This window comes from Streptomyces sp. NPDC005004, from assembly GCF_053600675.1.
Window position 1 is genome coordinate 25,622 of sequence record NZ_JBSGAH010000001.1, and the last position, 22,682, is coordinate 48,303.

Genomic DNA, 22,682 nt, shown 5'->3' on the forward strand with positions numbered 1-22,682 from the left:
TGGAATTTGTCACGCGCGTCGCCCGACGCTGAACTGGGCGGATAGTGTGAGCGATCCGATGCACCCCGCCCCGAGGTTCAGGCCCTGAGGCCGTGCGTCGATTCACCGAGACCCGAGCGCCTACGAGGGGGAAGGCGCCGCGTGGCCCCGACGGAGGATTCAGGCAACCGTGGACGCGCAAAGCCGTGGGCGGGCGGACAACATCGATCCCGCAGACCAGTGGGTACTCAATCCGAACACCGGCGAATACGAACTGCGACTAAATCCTTCCGGAGCGCAATCGCCGGTTCCGGGTCCGCGTAGGTCCGCCCGCCGCGACGACGGCGCCGCACCCCCGCGCGGGCGGGGCGACGCGCCGCCCCGGGAGCCCCGGGGGCGCGAGACGGAGGTCCCGCAGCAGTCCCGCCGGCGCCGGGGGGCCGAGCCCGAGCCGGAGCCGCAGGGGCGGCGCGGTGGCCGGCGCCCCCCGCAGAAGCCGAAGAAGTCGAAGGCGAAGAAGATAATCGCCTGGACCGGCGGCGGCATGGCGCTCGTGCTGGTCGCCGTGGGCTCGGCGGGCTACCTCTATCTGAAGCACCTCGAAGGCAACGTCGCGACGACAGACGTCGGCAGCGTGGCCAAGAAGGGCTTCAGCAAGGACGACGCCTTCAACATCCTGATCATCGGCACGGACAAGCGCACCGGCAAGGGCAACGAGGGTTACGGCGACAAGAACAGTGTCGGCCACGCGGACACCAACATCCTGCTGCACGTCGCCAAGGACCGTACGAACGCGACGGCGCTGAGCATTCCGCGCGACCTGATCGTGGACGTGCCGGACTGCGAGACCATCGAGCCGGACGGCAGCAAGAAGATCATCTCCGGTTCCGACCAGGTGCGCTTCAACACGAGCCTCGGCCAGGAGGGCCGCAACGCGGGCTGCACGATGCAGACCGTCCAGGCCGTCACCGGCATCAGGCCCGATCACTTCATGATGGTGGACTTCAACGCGGTGAAGACCCTGACCTCGGCGGTGGGCGGTGTCGAGGTGTGCGTGGCCCACCCGGTGAACGACCCGGACTCGCACCTGAAACTGCCTGCCGGAAAGTCGACCGTCGAGGGCGAGCAGGCGCTGGCGTTCGTCCGCACGCGGCACAGCTTCGGCAACCAGGGTGACCTGGACCGCATCAAGGTGCAGCAGCAGTTCATGGGCTCGCTCATGCGCAAGATGTCCTCCGGTGACACCCTCAGCAACCCCAAGAAGCTGATCGACCTGGCGGAGGCGGCCACCAAGGCGCTCACCGTCGACCAGGGCATCAAGAGCGTGAGCACGCTCAAGGACATAGCGCTCGAGCTGAAGAAGGTCCCGCCGAAGAACATCAGCTTCATGACCGTGCCGGTGCGGGACAACCCGGCCGACGGTGTCATCCACAAGACCGTCATCGTCGACCCGGTCGCGGCTCCCCCCATCTTCGACGCCATCAACAACGACGTCTCCTTCACGGACGTCAAAAAGAAGAAGAAGGCCGCCAAGGACGCGCAGGCCGCCCGCCTCAAGGGCAGCCGGTCGGCCGCCTCCGACGTACGGGTGCGCATCCTCAACGGCGGTGCGAAGGGCGGCAGCGCGTCGGCGACCCTCGTGTGGATGCAGACCGAGAAGGGCATCCTGAAGTCGGAGAACGCGGGCAACGCCGATGCCGAGCAGAGCAAAACCACGCTGGAGTACGCGCCCGACCAGGCGTCCCAGGCCCGCGAACTGGCCGCGCTCATGGGCCTTTCGGGCTCCGCGCTCAAGCCGGGCAAGAGCGTGACCAACTCCCAGGGGCTGCCCACGATGACCCTGACCCTCGGCAAGGACTTCAAGGGCGCGGGCGTCTCGATGACCGCCCCGTCGAAGGCTCCGGAGGTCGCGAACAAGTCGACGGCCGACAAGGCGCAGTGCGCCTCGTAGGCAACGGCTCGCAGGAAAACGGTTCACAGGTAACGGTTCGGGCCCGTCGTGCGTCTATAGGGACGCGGGACGGGCCCGTTTGCTTGGTGCGGTACAGGAGGCCGGGGAGTTGGCGCAGAGCAGCGTACGGGGGAAGGCCGGTCCGCAGGGGGCGGTGACGGCCGCGGCGGGCGGCAAGGGCCCGTCGGGAGGCGGCAGAAGAGGTGCCCGGCGGGAACGCGGGCGCGGGCGGCGGGTGCTGCGCTGGGCGGCGATCGTGCTGACCCTGGCGATACTCGGGTCGGCGGGGGCCGGCTATCTCTACTATCAGCACCTCAACGGCAACATCACCAAGGGCAGCCGGATCAGCGGCGACGACTCCAAGGTGCGCCGTACCCAGCCCGACGCGGCGGGGCGTACCCCGCTGAACATCCTGCTCATCGGCTCCGACAGCCGTAACTCCGCCGAGAACGTCAAGCTCGGCGGCAGCAGGGACAACCGGGGCAATCCGCCGCTCGGCGACGTGCAGATGCTCATCCACCTCTCGGCGGACCGCAAGAGCGCCGCCATGGTGAGCATCCCGCGCGACACCCGGGTGGCGATCCCCAAGTGCGTGGACCCCAAGACCAAGCGGGTATACCAGCCCACCGAGGACATCATCAACACCACGCTGGCCCGGGGCGGGGCCGGCTGCACGCTGGCCACCTGGGAGAAGCTGACCGGCGTCTACATCGACCACTGGATGACCATCGACTTCGCCGGCGTGGTGCGCATGGCCGACGCGATCGGCGGTGTCGACGTCTGCGTCGACCAGAACGTGTGGGACCACTCGACGCCCGCCCAGCGCGGCGGCTCCGGGCTGAAGCTGACGGCCGGCCACCACAAGGTGAAGGGCGTGCAGGCCCTTCAGTGGCTGCGCACCCGGCACGCCTGGGGCAGCGACGTGATGCGCGCCCGCGCCCAGCACATGTATCTGAACTCGATGATCCGCACGCTCAAGGGACAGAGCGTCTTCACCGACAGCGGGCGTCTGATGGACCTGGCCGAGGCGGCCACCAAGTCCCTGACGGTGTCCCAGGAGATCGGCACGGTCAAGAAGCTCTACGACCTCGGCACGCAGCTCAAGTCCGTCCCGGCCGACCGGATCACCTCGGTCACGATGCCCAACGTGGAGGACCCGCTCAACAGCGAGCACGTGGTGCCGCAGAAGACCGCCTCCGACAAGCTGTGGGAGATGCTGCGCGACGACGTGCCGCTGGACCACAACGGCAAGCCGTCGAAGTCCAAGGCGGCCAAGTCCCCGAAGACCAAGGCGCCTTCGCTCCAGCCCTCCCGGTTGGGCGTGGTCGTGGCCAACGGCACCGGCAGCTCGACGCAGGCCGCGGTGCCGGGCCGCGCGGCGGCGGTCGACACGGTCCTCGCGCAGGCCGGGTACGGCAGAGCGACGAAGGACGCCTCGGCCGCGCTGTCCGAGGACGAGACGGTGGTGCGCTATCCGAGCGCCGACCTGGAGGGCGACGCGCAGGGCGTGGCCAAGGCGCTCGGCATCCCGCTGGGCCAGGTGGAGCGCTCCACGGACGTCTCGGGCGTGACGGTGGTCGTCGGCGCGGACTGGCGCACCGGCACGGCGTACCCGAAGAAGTCCGCCCCGAAGGCCGGTGACGTGCCCGAGGGATCGGACGCCATCAACGGCGCGGACACCTCCCGCTGCATGGACGTGTACCAGCCCTACCGGTGGTAGGAGACGCGCGAAAGGGGCCCCTGCCCGCGTGACGCGGGCGGAGGGCCCCTTCGGCCGACGTGCCGTCAGCGGGCTTCGAGCACCGCCGGGCGGCGCGAGGCGATGACCCGCTTGGCCAGGGACCTGGGGCTGGTCAGGAAGCCGAAGCCCCAGGACATGTGCATGGTGGCCAGGGCGACCGGGATCTGCAGGCGCGCCTTGAGCGGGAGGCCCCTGCCCGCCGGGAGCGAGCCCGCGACGATCGCCGCGAGGTAGCCGCCGGGTATCACCAGAGCCCAGGGGGTGAGCGCCACGCCCACCACGAGCCCGGCGGCGATCGCGCACACGGCGGCCGGCGGGGCGAGGTAGCGCAGGTTGATCGAACCCTCGTGGTAGCGGGCGACGACATGGCGCCAGCGGCCGTAGTCCTTGTACTGCTTGGCGAGCGCCCTGACGCTCGGGCGCGGCCGGTACGACACCTTCAGCTCCGGCGAGAACCAGATGAGGCCGCCCGCCTCGCGGATGCGGAAGTTCAGCTCCCAGTCCTGGGCGCGGATGAACTCCTCGTTGTAGCCGCCCTGCTGCTCCAGCGCCTCGCGGCGGAAGACGCCGAGGTAGACCGTCTCGGCGGGGGCGGCCTGGCCGCCGGTGTGGAAGGCGGCGTTGCCGACGCCGATCCTGGAGGTCATCGCGGCGGCGACCGCGTGCTCCCAGTCGTTCTCGCCCTCGGCGTGCATGATGCCGCCGACGTTCTGCGCGCCGGTCTCCTCCAGGAGGCGTACGGCGGTGGTGATGTAGTCGGGCGAGAGCATCCCGTGCCCGTCGACGCGGACCACGACGGGGTGCCGGGACGCCTTGATCGCCGCGTTCAGCGCGGCGGGGGTCCGGCCGGTCGGGTTCGGGACGGTGAGCACCCGGGGGTCCTCCGCCACCAGCTCGGCCGCGATCTCGTCCGTGCGGTCCGTGGACGGACCGAGGGCGATCACTACCTCCATGTCGCCGGCGTACTCCTGGGCGAGGATCGCCTGGACGGCCCCGCGCAGATGCCGTTCCTCATTGAGGACGGGCATGATCACAGAAACAGCGGGGAGCCGCACGTCGGGCTTGGCGTTCATAGAGGCCTCACGTTACCGCGAATGGGGGACACCGTTGCGCGCCGCCGGGGCTGCGCCGCGGGCTGGAGATCGTATCGGCCTACGGTTCCTACAAACCCCACGTACGGCCCAGCCCGGAGGTGTCCCTTGCCCAGACCGCCTCGGCCCCCCTCCCCCACGGCCAAGGGCGGTGCGGCCGCCCCCGGCCCGCAGCGCCGTCCGCAGCCGCCCGGGCGGGCGCCACGGGCGGCCCTCGTACGGCGCCGTCGGCCACGCTGGGGCGTGCGGGCGGTGACCGCGCTGTCCGTGACGGTGCTCGCGTCCGCCGGGATCGGCCACGCGCTCGTCACCGGGCTCGACTCGGGGATCGCACGGGTGGACGCCTTCAAGGACATGAAGAACCGGCCCGCCGCGGGCCACGGCATGAACATCCTGCTGGTCGGCACCGACGGCCGCGACAAGATCACCGCGCAGCAGCGGAAGGCGTACCGGCTCGGCGGGGCGCCCTGTCACTGCACCGACACGATCATGATCGTGCACATCTCCCGGGACCGGGACCGGGCGAGCGTGGTGAGCCTGCCGCGCGACTCCTACGCGGAGGTGCCCGCGCACGTCGACCAGAGCACCGGTGAGCCGCACCACGCGCATCCGCTGAAGCTGAACGCGGCCTATGCCGAGGGCGGACCGCAGCTCACCGTGCGCACGGTGGAGGCGATGACCCGGGTGAAGATCGACCACTATCTGGAGGTCGACTTCGCCAGTTTCATGCGGACCGTGGACGTGCTCGGCGGGGTCACCGTCTGCACGCCGACCACGCTGAAGGACTCGTACACCGGGCTCGACCTCGCGCCCGGCAACCACGACCTCACCGGCGGGCAGGCGCTGCAGTACGTGCGCGCCCGGCACGTGGACGGGGCGAGCGACCTGGGGCGGATGCAGCGGCAGCAGCGGTTCATGGCCGCGCTGATCGAGCGGGCGACGTCCTCGGGGGTGCTGCTCAACCCGATGCGGTTCCGGGACGTGACGCGGGCGGTGCTCGGCTCCGTGCGGGCGGACGCCGGGTTCGGCACGAACGAACTGCTGGATCTCGGGCGGGCGATGCGGAACTTCTCCCCTTCCTCCTCCGAGTTCACCACCGTGCCGATCGAGCAGATGGGCTTCGTCGTCAACGGGATCGGCTCGACCCTGAAGTGGGACAAGGCGAAGGCGGACCGGCTCTTCGCCGCCCTGCGCGACGACAAGCCGCTCGCCCCGGTCCGCGCGAAGCACGCCCCCGCCGCGACCACCGTCGAGGTCGCGCCCTCCTCGATCCGGGTCCGGGTGGAGAACGGCACCGGCACGGCGGGGCTCGGCAGAAAGGTGGACGCCGCCCTCGCCTCCGCCGGCTTCGCGACCACCCACCAGCCCGTCACCGCCGGCCACCCCGTCCCCCGCACGGTCATCTCCTACGACCCCCGCTGGGACCGCTCCGCCCGCTCCCTCGCCGTCGCCCTTCCCGGCAGCGAGCTCCGCCCCGTCCCCGGCCAGGGCGCGGTGCTGCGGGTGACGGCGGGCCCCGACTTCAAGGACGTACACAAGGTCAAGGGCCCGGACACGGCCCGGCCCGACTCCCCGGTGGTGCACGGGGACGAGGTGGTGTGCTCGGGCAAGGCGTGACGGCTCCGCCGGGGTCGCGGGGAGCGGCCGGGCGCAGCGGGACTCTGATGCGGCGGGGCCGATCGCGAGGCGGCCCCCGGCGCGCGGCGCTCAAGTGCGGGGGCGCGCGCCGGCCGCTCTCCGCTCCCGCGACTCAGCGCCGCCGGTCTCCCCGAGCCTCACGGGGAGAGGGCGCGACAGGAACCGGAGCCGCTCACCCCTCGGAGGGGACCGTCAGTCCTCGATGCCGTCGGCTGCCCGCTGTTCGCGCAGTTCGCGGATGGCGCGGCGGCGGGCCAGGCGGTGGCTGCGGCGGATCTGCGCCTCCTGGTGGCGGCGGCGGTCGCGTTCGGTCTCCGGGAGCACCGGGGGGACCGCGCGCGGCTTGCCGTCGGCGTCCACGGCGGTGAAGACCAGGTAGGCGGAGCCGACCTGGGTGGGCGGCGCCGACTCGTTCCAGCGCTCGGCGAGGACGCGGACGCCGATCTCCATGGAGGTGCGTCCGGTCCAGTTGACCTGTGCCTTCACATGGACCAGGTCACCCACGCGCACCGGCTCGAGGAAGGCCATCTCGTCCATGGACGCGGTGACGGCGGGACCCCCGGAGTGCCGTCCGGCCACGGCGCCCGCGGCGTCGTCGACCAGTTTCATGATCACCCCGCCGTGCACCGTACCCAGAAGGTTGGTGTCGTTGTGGGTCATGATGTGGCTGAGTGTGGTGCGAGAAGCCGAGGTGAGCTTGCCCGGGATCTCCGGAAGCTCGGTCGGCTCGGTCGGCGGGGCCTGCTCTGTCATGTCCCCACCTTAAGCGGAAGCGGCATTCGCGATATTTGTGTCGCCTTCGCAACAGCCCCGCTCCGATTTTCCGACAACCCTTGTGAGCCACCTGCCCGCACCCTGCACACTTGGGCCCATGAATGACTGGCCCGAGGGATGGTCCGACGACGAACGCGGACCCCGCTACGGACGCGGCAGCGCCGGCGCACAGCCGGAAGGCGCCCGCGCGATGCGTCAGGTGGGGCGCGGCCCGGTACCTCCGGGCCAGCGCTCGTACGGCTCCCAAGGCCCCTCCGCGCCGCCGTACGGCGCCGGGGTGCCGCAGCAGCCGTCGTACGTCGACGGCCGGGGGACCGCCGGATACGACAGCGGTTACAACACGGGCCAGGTCTACGGCGGCGGCGGTCCCGGCGGACCGGCCGCACCCGGCACCCGCGCTCCGCGCCCCGCGCCGAACTGGGGCCGCCGGATCAAGCTGACGACGATCACCGTCCTGAGTGTGCTCATCGTCACCTCGGTCGCCACCTACTTCTGGGCCGACTCCAAGCTGCACCGGGACGTCGACCTGTCGAAGGTGATCGACCGGCCCGCCGAGGGCGAGGGCACCAACTATCTGATCGTCGGCTCCGACAGCCGCAAGGGCATGTCGGACGAGGAGAAGAAGAAGCTGCACACCGGCTCCGCCGAGGGTCAGCGCACCGACTCGATGATGATCCTGCACGTCGGCTCGAACGGCGACACGCTCATATCCCTGCCGCGCGACTCGAACGTCACGATCCCGAGCTTCAAGGGCTCGGAGTCCGGCAAGCTCTACCCGGCCTCCGGCACCACCAAGCTGAACGCGGCGTACGCCAAGGACGGCCCCACCCTCCTGGTCCGCACGGTCGAGTACAACACCGGTCTGCACATCGACCACTACGTGGAGATCGGCTTCGCGGGCTTCGCCAGCATCGTGGACGCCGTCGGCGGTGTGGACATGAAGCTCGACCAGGGCTTCAAGGACAAGTACTCCGGCGCCGACTTCAAGGCCGGCGAGCAGACCCTCAACGGCGAGCAGGCCCTCGCCTTCGTCCGCACCCGGCACGCCTTCGCGGCCTCCGACCTCCAGCGCACCAAGAACCAGCAGAAGTTCCTCTCCGCGCTGTCCCACCAGGTGGCCACCCCGTCCACCGTCCTGAACCCCTTCAAGTTCTACCCGACCATGAGCGCGGGCCTGGACTCGCTCACGGTCGACAAGGACATGAGCCTGTGGGACCTCGCCTCCATGTTCTGGGCGATGAAGGGCGTCAGCGGCGGCGACGGCACCTCGATGAACATGCCCGTCTCCGGCTCGGTCGGCGGCAACCTCGTCTGGGACAAGGCGAAGGTCCAGACCCTGGTGAACGAGCTGAAGAACGACGAGAAGGTGACGGTGTCGGGCAACTGAGCCCCCGCCACACCCAGGACATACGGAAGGCGCCTGCCCCGGTCGTACGGGGAAGGCGCCTTCCGTATGTCTGTGTCGTCCCGTGTCTGTGCCGTCCCGCGTTACGGCAGGTTGCGGGCCATCACGATCCGCTGGACCTGGTTCGTGCCCTCGTATATCTGGGTGATCTTGGCGTCGCGCATCATGCGCTCGACCGGGTAGTCACGGGTGTAGCCGTAGCCGCCGAGGAGCTGGACGGCGTCGGTGGTGACCTCCATGGCCACGTCCGAGGCGAAGCACTTGGCGGCGGCGCCCTGGAAGGTGAGGTCCTTGTCGCCGCGCTCGGAGGCGGCCGCGGCCTGGTAGGTCAGGGCGCGGGCGGCGGCGATCTTCATGGCCATGTCGGCGAGCATGAACTGGATGCCCTGGAAGTCCGCGATCGCCTTGCCGAACTGCTTGCGCTCCTGGACGTAGCCCTTGGCGTAGTCGAGGGCGCCCTGCGCGACGCCGAGGGCCTGGGCGGCGATGGTGATGCGGGTGTGGTCCAGGGTCTTCATGGCCGTGGCGAAGCCCGTGCCCTCCTCGCCGATCATGCGGTCGGCGGGGATGCGGACGTTGTCGAAGTAGACCTCGCGGGTCGGGGAGCCCTTGATGCCGAGCTTCTTCTCCGGGGCGCCGAAGGAGACACCCTCGTCCGACTTCTCGACCACGAAGGCGGAGATGCCCTTCGAGCGCTTCGTCGGGTCGGTGACCGCCATCACCGTGTAGTACTCGGAGACGCCCGCGTTGGTGATCCAGCGCTTGACGCCGTTGAGCACCCAGAAGTCGCCGTCACGGACCGCCTTGGTCTTCATGCCCGCGGCGTCGGAACCGGCGTCCGGCTCGGAGAGGCAGTACGAGAACATCGCGTCGCCCTTGGCGAGCGGGCCCAGGTACTTCTTCTTCAGCTCCTCGGAGCCGGAGAGGATCACCGGGAGCGAGCCGAGCTTGTTCACGGCGGGGATGAGGGAGGAGGAGACGCAGGCGCGGGCCACCTCCTCGATCACGATCACCGTGGCGAGCGCGTCGGCGCCCGAGCCGCCGTACTCCTCCGGGACGTGCACGGCGTGCAGGTCGCCGGCCACGAGGGCGTCCAGCGCCTCCTGCGGGAAGCGGGCCTCCTCGTCCACGGCGGCGGCGTACGGCGCGATCTTCGCCTCGACCAGCGAGCGGACGGCGTCTCGGAGCATGTCGTGCTCCTCGGACGGGCGGTACAGGTCGAAGTCAGCCGATCCGGCCACGGTCTCTCACGCTCCAAGGACGCTGTGGTACTGACGCTAATTACCGTTAAGTAACTGAAGTTTAGAGGGCTGTCCGGGGCCCGCATACGTGAGCTTGGCGACAGCAGGAGACCTGCCCCGCGCGGCGCACGACTATGCTCGGGCTCCGCACCGTCGACGTACCCCCTGGCTGGAGCATCAATGAGCCTGAAGATCACCGTGATCGGCACCGGCTATCTCGGCGCCACGCACGCCGCGGCCATGGCCGAACTCGGCTTCGAGGTGCTGGGCCTGGACGTGGTGCCGGAGAAGATCGCTCTGCTGGAGCGCGGCGAGACCCCGATGTACGAGCCGGGGCTCGACGAGCTGCTGCGCCGCCATGTCGCGGGCATCGAGGGCTCCACCGGGCGGCTGCGGTTCACGACCGACTTCGCGGAGGTCGCGGAGTTCGGCGACGTGCACTTCGTCTGCGTGAACACCCCGCAGAAGCACGGCGAGTACGCCTGCGACATGTCGTACGTCGACGCCGCCATCGCCTCTCTCGCCCCCCATCTCAAGCGCCCGGCGCTGGTCGTGGGCAAGTCCACCGTGCCGGTCGGCTCGGCGGGCCGCCTCGCCGCCTACCTCGCCGAGCACGCGCCCGCGGGCGCCGACGCCGAGCTGGCCTGGAACCCGGAGTTCCTGCGCGAGGGCTTCGCCGTCAAGGACACCCTGCACCCCGACCGGATCGTGGTCGGCGTGCGCGGCGAGCGGGCGGAGAAGCTGCTGCGCGAGGTGTACGCCACGCCGATCGGCGAGGGCACCCCGTTCGTGGTGACCGACTTCCCGACCGCCGAGCTGGTGAAGACGGCGGCCAACTCCTTCCTGGCCACCAAGATCTCCTTCATCAACGCCATGGCGGAGGTGTGCGAGGCCGCCGACGGCGACGTGGCGAGGCTCGCGGAGGCCATCGGGTACGACGAGCGGATCGGCCACAAGTTCCTGCGCGCCGGGATCGGTTTCGGCGGCGGATGTCTGCCGAAGGACATCCGCGCCTTCATGGCGCGCGCCGGTGAGCTGGGTGCGGACCAGGCGCTGACCTTCCTGCGCGAGATCGACTCCATCAACATGCGGCGCCGCGGCCAGATGGTCGAGATGGCGCGGGAGGCGGTCGGGGGCGGCTCGTTCCTCGGCAAGCGGGTCGCGGTGCTCGGCGCCACCTTCAAGCCCGACTCGGACGACGTCCGCGACTCGCCCGCGCTGAACGTCGCGGGCCAGATACACCTCCAGGGCGGCCAGGTCACGGTGTACGACCCGAAGGGCATGGACAACGCCCGCAAGGTCTTCCCGACCCTCGGCTACGCGGACTCGGCGCTGGAGGCGGTGCGCGGCGCGGACGTGGTGCTGCACCTGACGGAGTGGCGGGAGTTCCGCGAGCTGGACCCGGCGGAGCTGGCCGCGGTCGCGGCGGAGCGGGTGGTGCTCGACGGGCGCAACGCGCTCGACGCCGAGCTGTGGCGGCGGGCCGGGTGGACGTACCGGGCGATGGGCCGCCCGACCGCGTAACGCCCTTAAGGAGTGCGCCGGTTCGGCTGCGCCGGGGACGCCGGTTCGGCCGAGGCTCAGTCGGCCGAACCGGCGTCTGTGCGCATTGTGCACCACGGGGCGCGAGCATGGCCGCGCAACCCCCGGGCCCTTACCTGCCCTTGGTGTGCGGGGTGGTGCCGTCGGCCTCGTCGGCGCCCCGGGGACCCCGGGTCGCCTTGGCGTCCACGGCGTCCTTGGCCCGGTAGCGCCGCATCTTCGCGCGGGCCCCGCACACCTGCATCGAGCACCAGCGGCCGCGTCCGGCGGGGCTGCGGTCGTAGTACGCCCAGTGGCAGTCGGGCGCCTCGCACGCCTTGAGGCGCTGCCAGGTGCCCGCGATCAGCGCCTCGGCGACGGCGGCGGCGACGCGGGAGAGCAGCGGGGCGGGGTCGGTGGGGGCGAGGCGGGCGGAGCCGTCGGTGTCGTCGACGGCGAGGTGCAGCGGTGCGTGGGCGAGCAGGGTGCCCAGCGGAGTCACCGCGCGGTGCGGCCGGTGCCCGGCGTGCGCGAGCAGGGCGGCGCGCAGGGACTCGCGCAGCGTACGGGCGTCCGCCACCTCCTCCGGGCCGATCCCGAGGTTCGCCCGCCCCTCCTCCGTGTCGAGGAGGTCGCGGCCGCTCTCGATGTCCAGGCTGTTGACCAGGGACTCCACGAGGACCAGCGCCCCGGGGGCGGCCGATCTGTCACTCATGCTTGCGACGTTACCTCCACTGCGGGAGCATGAGGTAACCGTTACCGGTTACCCGTCTCTACAGGTAACCACTTTCGAGGAGGAAGCCATGCCCCTCGCCACACTGGGCGCGATCGTCCTGGACTGCCCCGACCCGCACACCCTGGCCGCCTTCTACGCAGGTCTCCTGGGCGGCACTCCGGAGGGCGACGACACCTGGATCGACCTGAAGACCCCCGCCGGCCCGACCCTCGCCTTCCAGCGAGCCCCCGGCCACGTCCCCCCGGCGTGGCCCGCCCCGGACGCCTCCCAGCAGTTCCATCTCGACCTCACGGTGGCGGACCTGGACGAGTCCGAGAAGGACGCCCTCTCCCTCGGCGCCAAGCCGCTGGACACCAAGCCCGACCGCACATGGCGGGTCTACGCGGACCCGGCGGGACATCCGTTCTGTCTGTGCGCGTCCTGAAGGGGCGCCCCGGTCAGTCGTGGTAGTGATAGCGGGCCTTGAGGATCTTCACTTCCTTGTCGTCCGCCCGGTAGACGAGCCGATGCTCGTCGTCGATCCGCCGGGACCAGTACCCGGACAGATCGGCCTTGAGCGGCTCCGGTTTGCCGATACCACTGAAGGGGTCGCGCTGGATCTCCCCGATCAGCCGGGTGATCCGGCGCGCCATCCGGCGGTCGGAGGCGAGCCAGAAGAGAAAGTCCTCCCAGGCGTCGGGGTCGAAGTGAACGCTCCTCACTCGTCGCCCGCCAGCGCTCGCAGTTCGTCCAGCGTCTTGCCGACGACGGGCTGACTCGCCCTGTCGCGCGCGACGGCCTCCATCAGACGCCGCGCGTTCGCGGGCGAGCGGAGCAGGTACACCGTCTCCTGCCAGGACTCGTAGTCCTCGGCGGACATCAGGACGGCGTCGCCCCCCTTGGAGCTGATCCGCACCGGGGTGTGGTCCTCGTTGACCCGCTTGATCAGAGGAAACAGGTCACGGCGAGCTTCGCTGGCACTTATGGTCATCGGCCCTACCCTTCTCGAAAGCGGTACCAGAAAACGGTACGACATAGGGACCGGTTTCTGGTACCGCTGAGCCGTCTCCAGGTTCGGTGAGGAACGGCTGCGCCGGAACGCGCCGCTCAATCCGCTCCGTGAGCGGTATCCGATGTACGTGGGCGGGGCCGACGGCTACACCGACCACCCCGCCCTCGTCGGCTAGCCGTCCAGGGACTCGATCGTCGCCGTGGATGCCGGGCTCGTGGCGCGGAGGTCGTGGGAGACGTCCTCGGCGGCGCCCAGGACGCGGACCGCGTTCTGCCAGGTGAGCTTGGCCAGGTCCGGCTTGGACCAGCCCCGGTCGAGGAGTTCCGCGATGAGGTTGGGGTAGCCGGAGACGTCGTTCAGGCCGTCGGGGGTGAAGGCGGTGCCGTCGTAGTCGCCGCCGATGCCGAGGTGGTCGATGCCGGCGACCTCACGCATGTGGTCGAGGTGGTCGGCGACCGTCGAGACGGTGGCGATGGGGCGCGGGTGGGTCTCCTCGAAGGCCCGGTGGACCTTCATGCCCTCCTCGGTGGTGTCGAGGTGGTGGAAACCGTGGGCGCGCATGTTCTCGTCGGCGGCGACCGTCCAGTCGACGGCGGCCTGGAGGACGAACTTCGGTACGAAGGTCACCATGGCCATGCCGCCGTTGGCGGGGAGCCGCTCCAGCACGTCGTCCGGGATGTTGCGCGGGTGGTCGCACACCGCGCGAGCGGACGAGTGGGAGAAGATCACCGGTGCCGAGGAGGCGTCCAGCGCGTCCCGCATCGTCGTCGCCGCGACGTGGGAGAGGTCGACGAGCATGCCGAGCCGGTTCATCTCGCGGACGACCTCGCGGCCGAAGGCCGTGAGACCGCCCGCCTTCGGCTCGTCGGTCGCGGAGTCCGCCCAGTCCACGTTGTCGTTGTGGGTGAGCGTCATGTACCGCACACCGAGCGCGTACAGACCTCGCAGCGTGCCGAGCGAGTTGGCGATGGAGTGCCCGCCCTCGGCGCCCATCAGGGAGGCGATGCGGCCCGAGGCGCGCGCCGCCTCCATGTCGGCGGCGGTCAGCGCGGGCGCCAGGGCGTCCGGGTACCGCTCGATCAGCCGCGTCACACAGTCGATCTGCTCCAGCGTCGCGGGCACCGCGTCGGGCAGGTCCGAGCGCACGTAGACCGACCAGTACTGCGCGCCGACCCCGCCCTCGCGCAGGCGAGGCAGGTCGGTGTGCAGATGGGCGTTCTGGTGACCGGCGATGTCGCGCGCGGTCAGGTCGTAGGCGACCTGCTCACGCAGCGCCCACGGCAGGTCGTTGTGGCCGTCGACCACGGGGAACTGGCGCAGCAGCGAGCGGGCTTCGTCCAGGGACGTCATGCGCGTCACTTCCCGAATCCGAAGCCGTTCGAGCCCTCGACCTTGGAGCGCAGGCGCTTGCCCTTCTCGGTGGCCTGGTCGTTGAGGTCCTGCTGGAACTCCCGCATCCGCTGGAGGAGGTCCTCGTCGTACGCGGCGAGCATCCGGGCCGCGAGGAGACCGGCATTGCGGGCACCGGCGACGGAGACCGTGGCGACCGGGACACCGGCGGGCATCTGGACGATCGACAGCAGGGAGTCCATGCCGTCCAGGTACTTCAGCGGGACCGGCACACCGATCACGGGCAGCGGGGTCACGGAGGCCAGCATGCCGGGCAGATGGGCGGCGCCGCCCGCGCCCGCGATGATCGCCTTGAGCCCGCGCTCGGCGGCCTGCTCGCCATAGGCGATCATCTCGCGCGGCATCCGGTGCGCGGAGACGACATCGACCTCGTAGGGGATCTCGAACTCGTCCAGTGCCTGGGCGGCGGCTTCCATGACGGGCCAGTCGGAGTCCGACCCCATGACGATGCCAACGAGGGGGCTCATTCGGTGATCGTGCCCTTCAGATAGCCGGCTGCGTGACGGGCGCGTTCCAGCACGTCGTCCAGGTCGTCGCCGTAGGTGTTGACGTGACCCACCTTGCGACCGGGTTTCACGTCCTTGCCATACATGTGGATCTTGAGCTGGGGGTCGCGGGCCATGCAGTGCAGATACGCGGAGTACATGTTCGGGTAGTCACCGCCGAGGACGTTGACCATGACCGTCCAGGGGGCGCGCGGGCGCGGGTCGCCGAGGGGGAGGTCGAGGACCGCGCGGACATGGTTGGCGAACTGCGAGGTGATCGCGCCGTCCATGGACCAGTGGCCCGAGTTGTGCGGGCGCATGGCCAGCTCGTTGACGAGGACACGGCCGTCGCGGGTCTCGAACAGCTCGACCGCGAGGTGTCCGACGACATCCAGCTCCTTGGCGATGTTGAGCGCCATCTGCTCGGCCCGCAGCGCGAGACCCTCGTCCAGGCCGGGCGCGGGCGCGATCACGGTGTCGCAGACACCGGCGACCTGGCGGGACTCCACGACCGGGTAGGCGACGGCCTGGCCGTGCGGGGAGCGCACGACGTTGGCGGCCAGCTCGCGGACGTAGTCGACCTTCTCCTCGGCGAGGACCGGCACGCCCGCGCGGAAGGGTTCGGCGGCCTCCTCGACGGAGTCCACGACCCACACGCCCTTGCCGTCGTAGCCACCGCGCACGGTCTTCAGGACGACGGGGAAGCCCTCGCCCTCGGCCGCGAACGCCGCCACGTCGGCCGGGTCGCTCACGATGCGGTGGCGGGGGCAGGGCACCCCGATCTCCGTGAGCTTCGCGCGCATCACGCCCTTGTCCTGGGCGTGCACGAGCGCGTCGGGCCCCGGGCGCACGGGGATGCCGTCCGCCTCCAGGGCCCTGAGGTGCTCGGTCGGCACGTGCTCGTGATCGAAGGTGATCACGTCACAGCCGCGCGCGAACTCACGCAGCGTGTCGAGGTCGCGGTAGTCGCCGATGACGACATCGCTCACGACCTGCGCCGCGGAATCCTGGGGAGTGTCACTGAGGAGCTTGAACCTGATGCCCAACGGGATGCCCGCCTCGTGCGTCATACGCGCGAGCTGCCCCCCGCCGACCATGCCGACTACCGGGAACGTCACCCCCCTAGCGTATCGGCCGCTCGGACCGGCCCGGTTCGCGCGCGTCCCCGCGCCCCGGTGCGCGTTCTCTTACCCGCCCCTTGCCCCGCTCTTGCCGACCCGTTTCCCGGCTGTGGCCAGGTGCGCGGGCATCGTGAAGGGCTCGTGGATAGCATGGCGGGGCCTACGGAAGCTACGGACGGGAGCTGCACAGCCATGGAACACCGTTCCTCGGGGCTGAACCGGCTCGCGCGCGAGCTGGCCAAGTTCGGTGCCGTCGGCGGTGCCGGTGTCCTGGTCAACCTGGGCGTGTTCAACCTGGTCCGGCATGTCTCCGACCTGCCCGTGGTGCGCGCCAGCATCATCGCGACCATCGTCGCGATCATCTTCAACTACGTGGGCTTCCGCTACTGGACGTACCGGGACCGCGACAAGGGCGGCCGCACCCGGGAGCTGACGCTGTTCCTGGTGTTCAGCGCGATCGGCCTCGTCATCGAGAACGGCGTGCTGTACCTCGCCACCTACGGGTTCGGCTGGGACACGCCGCTGCAGAGCAACGTCTTCAAGTTCGTCGGCATCGCCGTCGCGACGCTCTTCCGCTTCTGGTCGTACCGCACCTGGGTCTTCCGGGCGCTGCCCGCCGGGGGCGAGTCGGTCGTCAAGGGCTCGGGCGGTCCCCGGCCGGACGAGAAGGAACGGGTGCGCTAAGCCCTGTCTGACCATTCCCGTCGTCGCCCGGAGGGCGGCCGCGCGGCGTCAGGTGCGTGCTCTCGGCGTGTCGGCCTCAGACCCCCGTACTGGACGTACCGGGGTCCGGGGCCGGCGCGGCGAGAGTGCGTGCATGGCGTCGCGCGGCAGACGAGAATCGTCAGACAGACCCTCGGGGGCGTCTCCCCCTGGGGTCCGCTCCGGCTCCCCGGCGCCGCCTCAGCGGACCGTGGGCTGCGCCTCGCCGTCCGTCTTGGGGGGCGGGGCCGTACGGGACAGGAACAGGCCGAAGACCGCGGGCTGGGTCTGGAGGAGTTCCAGGCGGCCGCCGTCGGCCTCGGCGAGGTCGCGGGCGACGGCGAGGCCGATGCCGGTGGAGTTGCGGCCGCTGATGGTCCGCTCGAAGATCCGCGCGCCGAGGTCGGCGGGGATGCCGGTGCCCTCGTCGGTGACCTCGATGACGGCCTGGTTGCCGATGACGCGGGTGCGCAGGGCGACGGTGCCGCCGCCGTGCATCAGCGAGTTCTCGATCAGCGCGGCCAGCACCTGGGCGACCGCGCCGGGTGTGCCGACCGCCTTCAGATGACGTTTGCCGGAGCTGACGATGGCCCGGCCCACGTTGCGGTAGGCGGGGCGCCACTCGGCGAGCTGCTGCTGGATGACCTCGTCGAGGTCGAAGGAGACGGCGGAGCCGGTCCGGGGGTCGCGCGAGTTGGTCAGCAGCCGCTCCACCACGTCCGTCAGCCGCTCCACCTGTGTCAGGGCGATGGTGGCCTCCTCCTTCACCGTCTCCGGGTCGTCGGTGAGGGTGATCTCCTCAAGCCGCATGGACAGCGCGGTCAGCGGCGTGCGGAGCTGGTGGGAGGCGTCGGCGGCCAGGCGCCGTTCGGCGGTGAGCATCCGGCCGATGCGCTCGGCGGAGGAGTCGAGCACGTCCGCGACCCGGTCCAGCTCGGGGACGCCGTAGCGCTTGTGCCGGGGGCGGGGGTCGCCGGAGCCGAGGCGCTCGGCGGTCTCGGCGAGGTCGGTGAGCGGGGAGGCGAGCCGGTTGGCCTGGCGTACGGCGAGCAGTACGGCGGCGATGACGGCGAGCAGCGCGACCAGGCCGATGATCAGCAGGGTGCGGCCGACCTCACGGGTCACGGCGGAGCGGGGCTCCTGCACGGTGACCGTCTCGCCCTCCTCGCCGTGCTGCGTGGAGTGGATGACGTCACCCTCGGGCCGGGTGCCGATCTCGATGGGTGCCCGGCCGGGGACGCGGATGACGGCGTACTGGTCCTTGCTGACCGGGTTGCGCAGCGCTTCGGCGTCGACGTGCTCGGAGGCGAGGATGCGGCTGTCCACGATGCTGGCCAGCCGGACCGCCTCGGACTCGACGCGTTCCTGGGCGCTGTTGCTGATCGTCCGGGTCTCGACGATCACCAGGGAGACCCCGAAGACCGCGATCACCACCAGCACGACGGCAAGCGTGGACTGAATGAGACGACGACGCACGAGGGCCCTCCGGAGAAACTAAGGACCCCCAGTCTCCCCCGCCCGGCTGCGACCCCCTAAGGGGCGCGGGGAACCGCGCGAAGAGCGACGACGAGGGGAGAGCCGCCGACGAACCCGCAGGCCCCCTGCGGACCGCGCACCGGCGGGACCCGGCGGCGTGAGTCAGCTCTTCTCGAAGCGGAACCCGACTCCACGCACCGTGGCGATGTACCGCGGGTTCGCCGCGTCGTCACCGAGCTTCTTCCGCAGCCACGAGATGTGCATGTCCAGCGTCTTGGTGGAGGACCACCACGTCGTGTCCCACACCTCACGCATGAGCTGGTCCCGCGTGACGACCCGCCCCGCGTCCCGCACCAGCACCCGCAGCAGATCGAACTCCTTCGCCGTGAGCTGGAGTTCCTCCTCGCCCATCCAGGCCCGGTGCGACTCGACGTCGATCCGCACGCCGTGCGTGGCCGGCGGCTGCTGGGGCTCGGTCGCGCCGCGTCGCAGCAGCGCCCGGACGCGGGCGAGCAGCTCGGCGAGCCGGAACGGCTTGGTGACGTAGTCGTCGGCGCCCGCGTCGAGACCGACGACGGTGTCCACCTCGTCGGCGCGCGCGGTCAGGATGAGGATCGGCACGGTGTGGCCGTCGGCGCGCAGGCGGCGGGCGACCTCGAGGCCGTCCATGCCGGGCAGGCCCAGGTCCAGCACGACCAGGTCGACACCGCCCTGCATTCCGGCGTCGAGCGCGGTGGGGCCGTCCTCGCGGACCTCGACCTCGTAACCTTCCCGGCGCAGGGCGCGGGCCAGCGGCTCCGAGATGGACGCGTCGTCCTCGGCGAGCAGTACACGGGTCATGAGGTGATGGTAGACCGCCCGCGCGTGGAGTCGGGGTGTGGTCCGCCTCCGTGCTCTTACCTTTGTCCCCCGCTGGTACAAACCATTGCTCGCGGCGTGGGATCGTGGAAGAGCCTTGGAAACCCCTTGCGCGGTTCCCCTGTTTCCTGTGATCCGCGTCTCAAGTCCTTCCATATCCGGCAGTCTCCTGCCGTATGGTGATCTGAACGCCTGTAGCACACACCGGGGACCTCTTGGCGGGCACATGTCGCCGAGGGTCTCTTCTTCGATGTGCGGGCTGACGATGTTCAGCCTCGAAAGGAATGACCTCTGGCCGGGCTCCGGACGCAGTGACGCGTACGGGGCGTGGATCTCGGTGGTCGCCGTCCACCGCTCTCCTGGGAGGCGGGGCCCCCTGGGCGTGGGGGTGGACGACCGACCCGCCGGTGCCGGCCGCACCCCCACCGGGCGCGCCGCGCTCCAACGCGCGTCCCGACCAGCAAGGAACGACCATGGCGTCCAGCCTGACGAAGGACTCGGTCCGCCCGGACATCGGGGCCGAGAAGACCTTCTTCGGCCACCCCCGCGGACTGGCCACCCTCTTCATGACCGAGATGTGGGAGCGTTTCTCCTACTACGGCATGAGGGCCCTGCTCCCGCTGTACCTGGTCGCCCCCAGCGGCCTGCACATGAACGCGGGCACGGCGACCGCGATCTACTCCGTGTACGTGTCGCTCGTCTACCTGCTCGCCCTTCCCGGCGGCTGGGTCGCGGACCGTCTGCTCGGTCCTCGCCGGACGGTGGCCGTTTCCGGTCTGATCATCATGCTTGGCCATCTGTGCCTGGCACTGCCGGTCTCCGCGAGCTTCTTCGTGGGCCTGGGTCTGGTCGCGATCGGTTCGGGTCTGCTGAAGGCCAACATCTCCACCATGGTCGGCCACCTGTACAAGGGTCCGGACGACGCGCGCCGTGACGGTGGCTTCACGCTCTTCTACATCGGCATCAACCTCGGCGCCTTCATCGCGCCGCTGGTCATCGGCACCGTCGGTGAGAACGTCAACTGGCACTTCGGCTTCGCGCTGGCCGCGCTCGGCATGGCGCTGGGTCTGGGTCAGTACCTGCTGGGCGGCCGTCACCTGAGCGAGCAGAGCAACGTCGTCCCGACGCCGCTCACCGCCGAGGAGAAGCGGTCCACGCTGCGCAAGGGCCTGGTCTGGCTCGCCATCGCCGCGGTGTTCTACGGCATCGTCGGCGGCACGGGTCACTTCACCCTGAACTGGGCGCTGATCCCGCTGACGATCATCGGCCTGGTCATCCCGATCATGGTGATCGCCCGTATCCGCCGGGACAAGGACCTGGACGACTCCGAGCGTTCGAAGGTGTCGGCGTACATCTGGTTCTTCGTCGCCGCGGCCGTGTTCTGGATGATCTACGACCAGGGTGGTTCGACCCTGTCGATCTTCGCCGACGCGTCGGCGAAGAACACGATCGCCGGCTGGAACTTCCCGGTCTCCTGGTACCAGTCGGTCAACCCGGTCATGATCATGGCCCTGGCCCCCGTGTTCGCCTGGCTGTGGCTGTGGCTGAACCGGCGCGGCAAGGAGCCGAGCACCATGGTGAAGTTCGCCTCCGGTCTGGTGCTGGTCGGTGCCTCGTTCTTCCTCTTCCTGGCCCCGCTGTCCATCGCCGAGGGCGGTCACAAGGCGGCCGCGCTGTGGCTGGTCGCGATCTACTTCGTGCAGACCATCGGTGAGCTGACGCTGTCCCCGGTGGGTCTGTCCGTGACCACCAAGATGGCGCCGAAGAAGTACGCCTCGCAGATGATGGGCGTCTGGTTCCTCGCGGTCACCGCGGGCGACTCGATCACCGCCCTGCTGTCCAACCCGGCGGTCGGCGGCGTCAACCTCGACCGCATGGGCTTCGTCGGCCTGGAGGCCGTGCTCGCGGTCGTCGCCGGCATCGCGGTCTGGATGTACCGCAAGAAGGTCAAGGCGATGATGGGCTCGGTCAACTGACCCGCGCCCACCACGCTCGAAGGGGCCCCGCATCCTGAGGATGCGGGGCCCCTTCCACGTACCCGAGAGCGCAGTCGGCCCGCACCGGTCTCGCCCCGCCGCCCAGGCGGCCCGGACAACGAGCGACGCCCTCCCGGCGGGGTCATCCGCGGGAGGGCGTTCGCGTCGGGCGGCGTCGAAGCGCCGCGGGGGTCACGCCGGGGCGCCCAGTTCCGCCCAGACCGTCTTGCCGGGGTGGTCGGGGTTGCGGACGACGCCCCAGTCGAGACAGAGGCGCTGGACGATGAACATGCCGTGGCCGCCGGGGCGGCCGGCACGGTGCGGGGTGCGGGGTGCGGGCTGTCCGGTGCCGCGGTCGGAGACCTCGAGGCGGATCACCTTGCGGTCGCAGGTGAGGTACAGCTCGTCGGGGCCCCCCGCGTGCAGGCAGGCGTTGGTGACCAGCTCGGAGACGACGAGCAGGACGTCCTCCGCGGCGGCGCGCTGTTCCGCGCCCGCGGCGGGCAGCCAGCCCCAGGCGTACAGCGCCTGGCGGGTGAAGTCCCGGGCAAGCGGCACCACCCCGCTCTCGCCGTCCAGGCTCAGTCTGCGGGCCTGCCGTCCCTGCGCCTCCCGGACGCCCTCCACGGGCGCGGGCGGCGCTGCGGCCCCCGCGGACGCGCCGTCGGACGGCGCACTCCCTTCGGGCACCCCGGAAGCGCCGCTCGGCTCCGGGCCGCGGTCGCCCGGCGAGTAGGGCCGGGTGGTGCTCATCAGCGCTTCACCTCACCGATTCGCCAGTTCACGATTCAAAAGTCCGACTCCATTCGGATCGCGGGCGGTCCGCCGCCCGCACGGCGCCCAAGAGCGCCCACTCCGCCGCTCTCGCCCGTACGCCTCCACCCCTACGTCGCGTCCAGGCCGTACGCCGGTTCCCGGAAGGGAGCGGCCGGCGGCCGACAGATTCAGAATGTTCTCCTGCCCGACCGATGCGCCGGAACACCCGCGTGTTGCGCGTGACCGGTGCGCCGGACCGGCGCGGGCGCGGAAGGGGCGCGGCGTCAGCCGTCCTCGCCGGCCAGGGCGGCGTCCAGGGAGTCATGGACGGTGAACACCGCCTCCGCCCCCGTGATCTCGAATACGCGCGCGACGACCGGCAGCATCCCGGCCAGATGGACCCCACCGCCCGCGGCGTCGGCCTTGAGCCGCGCGCCGAGCAGGACGTTGAGGCCCGTGGAGTCGCAGAACTCCAGTCGCGAGCAGTCCACGACAAGGCGCGAGAAGCCCTTCGCCAGGAGGTCGTCGAGCGGCTCGCGCAGTAGATCGGCGGTGTGGTGATCGAGTTCACCCGCCGGTGTCACTACGGCGCTGGAGCCCTCTTCCCGCACCTCCACCAGAAGCCGGCCCGACTGTGCGCTGCCGACCGTCCCGTGGTCCATGCCGTCTCTCTCCCGAGGTCGTGGCTGCTGATGCCCTCGAACACTACGCCTTCCCCACGCACTCCGACACCTGAACAACCCCGCAAAAACGGGCATATGCCCAGATAAGGAACTTGCCATCGACTCCATGAAGCGGGTAGGGCTAGTAGGGACACATACGCCCGCACG

21 protein-coding genes are annotated in these 22,682 nt (G+C 70.5%); 8 read left to right on the forward strand and 13 right to left on the reverse strand.

What is annotated here, in order from left to right; genetic code table 11:
* Nucleotides 1-169 precede the first annotated feature (169 nt).
* Together ACWEEU_RS00110 and ACWEEU_RS00115 are read left to right on the forward strand one after the other, a co-directional pair.
* The gene (locus ACWEEU_RS00110; RefSeq protein ID WP_451726827.1) at nt 170-1,930 is read left to right on the forward strand and encodes an LCP family protein; all 1,761 of its coding nucleotides are present in this window, start codon (nt 170-172) and stop codon (nt 1,928-1,930) included.
* 109 nt (nt 1,931-2,039) lie between these two features.
* Entirely contained in the window at nt 2,040-3,650 is a 1,611-nt protein-coding gene (locus ACWEEU_RS00115; RefSeq protein WP_451726830.1) for an LCP family protein, read from the forward strand.
* Nucleotides 3,651-3,715: 65 nt separating this feature from the next.
* On the opposite strand, the gene ACWEEU_RS00120 is transcribed toward ACWEEU_RS00115, so the two are convergent.
* Nucleotides 3,716-4,744, reverse strand: coding sequence for a glycosyltransferase family 2 protein (locus ACWEEU_RS00120; RefSeq protein ID WP_451726833.1), 1,029 nt, complete (start codon nt 4,742-4,744; stop codon nt 3,716-3,718).
* 126 nt (nt 4,745-4,870) lie between these two features.
* Between ACWEEU_RS00120 and ACWEEU_RS00125 the strand changes: the two genes are divergently transcribed.
* Complete coding sequence (locus tag ACWEEU_RS00125; protein ID WP_451726836.1) at nt 4,871-6,379, forward strand: LCP family protein; 1,509 nt, start codon at nt 4,871-4,873, stop codon at nt 6,377-6,379.
* Nucleotides 6,380-6,592: 213 nt separating this feature from the next.
* Here the strand turns inward: ACWEEU_RS00125 and ACWEEU_RS00130 are convergent, their stop codons facing one another.
* Nucleotides 6,593-7,153: an acyl-CoA thioesterase gene (locus ACWEEU_RS00130; protein WP_451726839.1), complete on the reverse strand. Its 561-nt coding sequence runs from the start codon at nt 7,151-7,153 to the stop codon at nt 6,593-6,595.
* Between the two features lie 118 nt (nt 7,154-7,271).
* Between ACWEEU_RS00130 and ACWEEU_RS00135 the strand changes: the two genes are divergently transcribed.
* Nucleotides 7,272-8,561: an LCP family protein gene (locus ACWEEU_RS00135; protein WP_385748313.1), complete on the forward strand. Its 1,290-nt coding sequence runs from the start codon at nt 7,272-7,274 to the stop codon at nt 8,559-8,561.
* Between the two features lie 101 nt (nt 8,562-8,662).
* On the opposite strand, the gene ACWEEU_RS00140 is transcribed toward ACWEEU_RS00135, so the two are convergent.
* Nucleotides 8,663-9,820: an acyl-CoA dehydrogenase family protein gene (locus ACWEEU_RS00140; RefSeq protein ID WP_385748316.1), complete on the reverse strand. Its 1,158-nt coding sequence runs from the start codon at nt 9,818-9,820 to the stop codon at nt 8,663-8,665.
* A 180-nt stretch (nt 9,821-10,000) separates the two neighbouring features.
* Between ACWEEU_RS00140 and ACWEEU_RS00145 the strand changes: the two genes are divergently transcribed.
* A complete protein-coding gene (locus tag ACWEEU_RS00145) occupies nt 10,001-11,344 on the forward strand; it encodes a UDP-glucose dehydrogenase family protein (protein WP_385748318.1) in 1,344 nt (447 codons plus the stop codon).
* A 130-nt stretch (nt 11,345-11,474) separates the two neighbouring features.
* On the opposite strand, the gene ACWEEU_RS00150 is transcribed toward ACWEEU_RS00145, so the two are convergent.
* Nucleotides 11,475-12,056, reverse strand: a complete 582-nt coding sequence (locus tag ACWEEU_RS00150; RefSeq protein WP_451726844.1) for a CGNR zinc finger domain-containing protein — start codon at nt 12,054-12,056, stop codon at nt 11,475-11,477.
* A gap of 88 nt (nt 12,057-12,144) precedes the next feature.
* On the opposite strand from ACWEEU_RS00150, the gene ACWEEU_RS00155 reads away from it, so the two are divergent.
* Nucleotides 12,145-12,501, forward strand: coding sequence for a VOC family protein (locus ACWEEU_RS00155; protein ID WP_385748322.1), 357 nt, complete (start codon nt 12,145-12,147; stop codon nt 12,499-12,501).
* A 13-nt stretch (nt 12,502-12,514) separates the two neighbouring features.
* Here ACWEEU_RS00155 and ACWEEU_RS00160 read toward each other — a convergent pair whose 3' ends face one another.
* The 5 genes from ACWEEU_RS00160 to ACWEEU_RS00180 form a co-directional block, all read right to left on the reverse strand.
* The gene (locus ACWEEU_RS00160; RefSeq protein ID WP_161179842.1) at nt 12,515-12,778 is read right to left on the reverse strand and encodes a Txe/YoeB family addiction module toxin; all 264 of its coding nucleotides are present in this window, start codon (nt 12,776-12,778) and stop codon (nt 12,515-12,517) included.
* The gene (locus ACWEEU_RS00165) at nt 12,775-13,047 is read right to left on the reverse strand and encodes a type II toxin-antitoxin system Phd/YefM family antitoxin (protein ID WP_385748325.1); all 273 of its coding nucleotides are present in this window, start codon (nt 13,045-13,047) and stop codon (nt 12,775-12,777) included. The genes ACWEEU_RS00160 and ACWEEU_RS00165 overlap by 4 nt, the downstream gene beginning before the upstream one ends.
* Nucleotides 13,048-13,239: 192 nt before the next feature.
* Nucleotides 13,240-14,418, reverse strand: a complete 1,179-nt coding sequence (locus ACWEEU_RS00170; RefSeq protein ID WP_451726849.1) for a dipeptidase — start codon at nt 14,416-14,418, stop codon at nt 13,240-13,242.
* Between the two features lie 5 nt (nt 14,419-14,423).
* Complete coding sequence (purE, locus tag ACWEEU_RS00175; RefSeq protein WP_385748341.1) at nt 14,424-14,921, reverse strand: 5-(carboxyamino)imidazole ribonucleotide mutase; 498 nt, start codon at nt 14,919-14,921, stop codon at nt 14,424-14,426.
* 20 nt (nt 14,922-14,941) lie between these two features.
* Complete coding sequence (locus ACWEEU_RS00180) at nt 14,942-16,081, reverse strand: 5-(carboxyamino)imidazole ribonucleotide synthase (RefSeq protein WP_385748330.1); 1,140 nt, start codon at nt 16,079-16,081, stop codon at nt 14,942-14,944.
* Nucleotides 16,082-16,276: 195 nt separating this feature from the next.
* Between ACWEEU_RS00180 and ACWEEU_RS00185 the strand changes: the two genes are divergently transcribed.
* Complete coding sequence (locus ACWEEU_RS00185) at nt 16,277-16,768, forward strand: GtrA family protein (protein WP_385748332.1); 492 nt, start codon at nt 16,277-16,279, stop codon at nt 16,766-16,768.
* 219 nt (nt 16,769-16,987) lie between these two features.
* Here the strand turns inward: ACWEEU_RS00185 and ACWEEU_RS00190 are convergent, their stop codons facing one another.
* Both ACWEEU_RS00190 and ACWEEU_RS00195 read right to left on the reverse strand, forming a co-directional pair.
* A complete protein-coding gene (locus tag ACWEEU_RS00190) occupies nt 16,988-18,262 on the reverse strand; it encodes an ATP-binding protein (protein WP_385748335.1) in 1,275 nt (424 codons plus the stop codon).
* A 162-nt stretch (nt 18,263-18,424) separates the two neighbouring features.
* Nucleotides 18,425-19,102, reverse strand: a complete 678-nt coding sequence (locus ACWEEU_RS00195) for a response regulator transcription factor (protein ID WP_018548088.1) — start codon at nt 19,100-19,102, stop codon at nt 18,425-18,427.
* 491 nt (nt 19,103-19,593) lie between these two features.
* Here ACWEEU_RS00195 and ACWEEU_RS00200 point away from each other — a divergent pair, with 491 nt between their 5' ends.
* Nucleotides 19,594-21,096, forward strand: coding sequence for an oligopeptide:H+ symporter (locus ACWEEU_RS00200; protein WP_385748337.1), 1,503 nt, complete (start codon nt 19,594-19,596; stop codon nt 21,094-21,096).
* 192 nt (nt 21,097-21,288) lie between these two features.
* Here ACWEEU_RS00200 and ACWEEU_RS00205 read toward each other — a convergent pair whose 3' ends face one another.
* Both ACWEEU_RS00205 and ACWEEU_RS00210 read right to left on the reverse strand, forming a co-directional pair.
* A complete protein-coding gene (locus ACWEEU_RS00205) occupies nt 21,289-21,849 on the reverse strand; it encodes an ATP-binding protein (RefSeq protein WP_385751535.1) in 561 nt (186 codons plus the stop codon).
* A gap of 287 nt (nt 21,850-22,136) precedes the next feature.
* Entirely contained in the window at nt 22,137-22,514 is a 378-nt protein-coding gene (locus tag ACWEEU_RS00210) for an STAS domain-containing protein (RefSeq protein ID WP_018548091.1), read from the reverse strand.
* Nucleotides 22,515-22,682 lie beyond the last annotated feature (168 nt).

Coding starts and splice junctions, on each gene's coding strand:
- ACWEEU_RS00205 (WP_385751535.1), bottom strand. CDS start 21,849: ATGAGCACCACCCGGCCCTACTCGCCGGGCGACCGCGGCCCGGAGCCG.
- ACWEEU_RS00185 (WP_385748332.1), top strand. CDS start 16,277: ATGGAACACCGTTCCTCGGGGCTGAACCGGCTCGCGCGCGAGCTGGCC.
- ACWEEU_RS00150 (WP_451726844.1), bottom strand. CDS start 12,056: ATGAGTGACAGATCGGCCGCCCCCGGGGCGCTGGTCCTCGTGGAGTCC.
- ACWEEU_RS00200 (WP_385748337.1), top strand. CDS start 19,594: ATGGCGTCCAGCCTGACGAAGGACTCGGTCCGCCCGGACATCGGGGCC.
- ACWEEU_RS00135 (WP_385748313.1), top strand. CDS start 7,272: ATGAATGACTGGCCCGAGGGATGGTCCGACGACGAACGCGGACCCCGC.
- purE (WP_385748341.1), bottom strand. CDS start 14,921: ATGGGGTCGGACTCCGACTGGCCCGTCATGGAAGCCGCCGCCCAGGCA.
- ACWEEU_RS00210 (WP_018548091.1), bottom strand. CDS start 22,514: ATGGACCACGGGACGGTCGGCAGCGCACAGTCGGGCCGGCTTCTGGTG.
- ACWEEU_RS00145 (WP_385748318.1), top strand. CDS start 10,001: ATGAGCCTGAAGATCACCGTGATCGGCACCGGCTATCTCGGCGCCACG.
- ACWEEU_RS00165 (WP_385748325.1), bottom strand. CDS start 13,047: ATGACCATAAGTGCCAGCGAAGCTCGCCGTGACCTGTTTCCTCTGATC.
- ACWEEU_RS00155 (WP_385748322.1), top strand. CDS start 12,145: ATGCCCCTCGCCACACTGGGCGCGATCGTCCTGGACTGCCCCGACCCG.
- ACWEEU_RS00130 (WP_451726839.1), bottom strand. CDS start 7,153: ATGACAGAGCAGGCCCCGCCGACCGAGCCGACCGAGCTTCCGGAGATC.
- ACWEEU_RS00195 (WP_018548088.1), bottom strand. CDS start 19,102: ATGACCCGTGTACTGCTCGCCGAGGACGACGCGTCCATCTCGGAGCCG.
- ACWEEU_RS00170 (WP_451726849.1), bottom strand. CDS start 14,418: ATGACGTCCCTGGACGAAGCCCGCTCGCTGCTGCGCCAGTTCCCCGTG.
- ACWEEU_RS00120 (WP_451726833.1), bottom strand. CDS start 4,744: ATGAACGCCAAGCCCGACGTGCGGCTCCCCGCTGTTTCTGTGATCATG.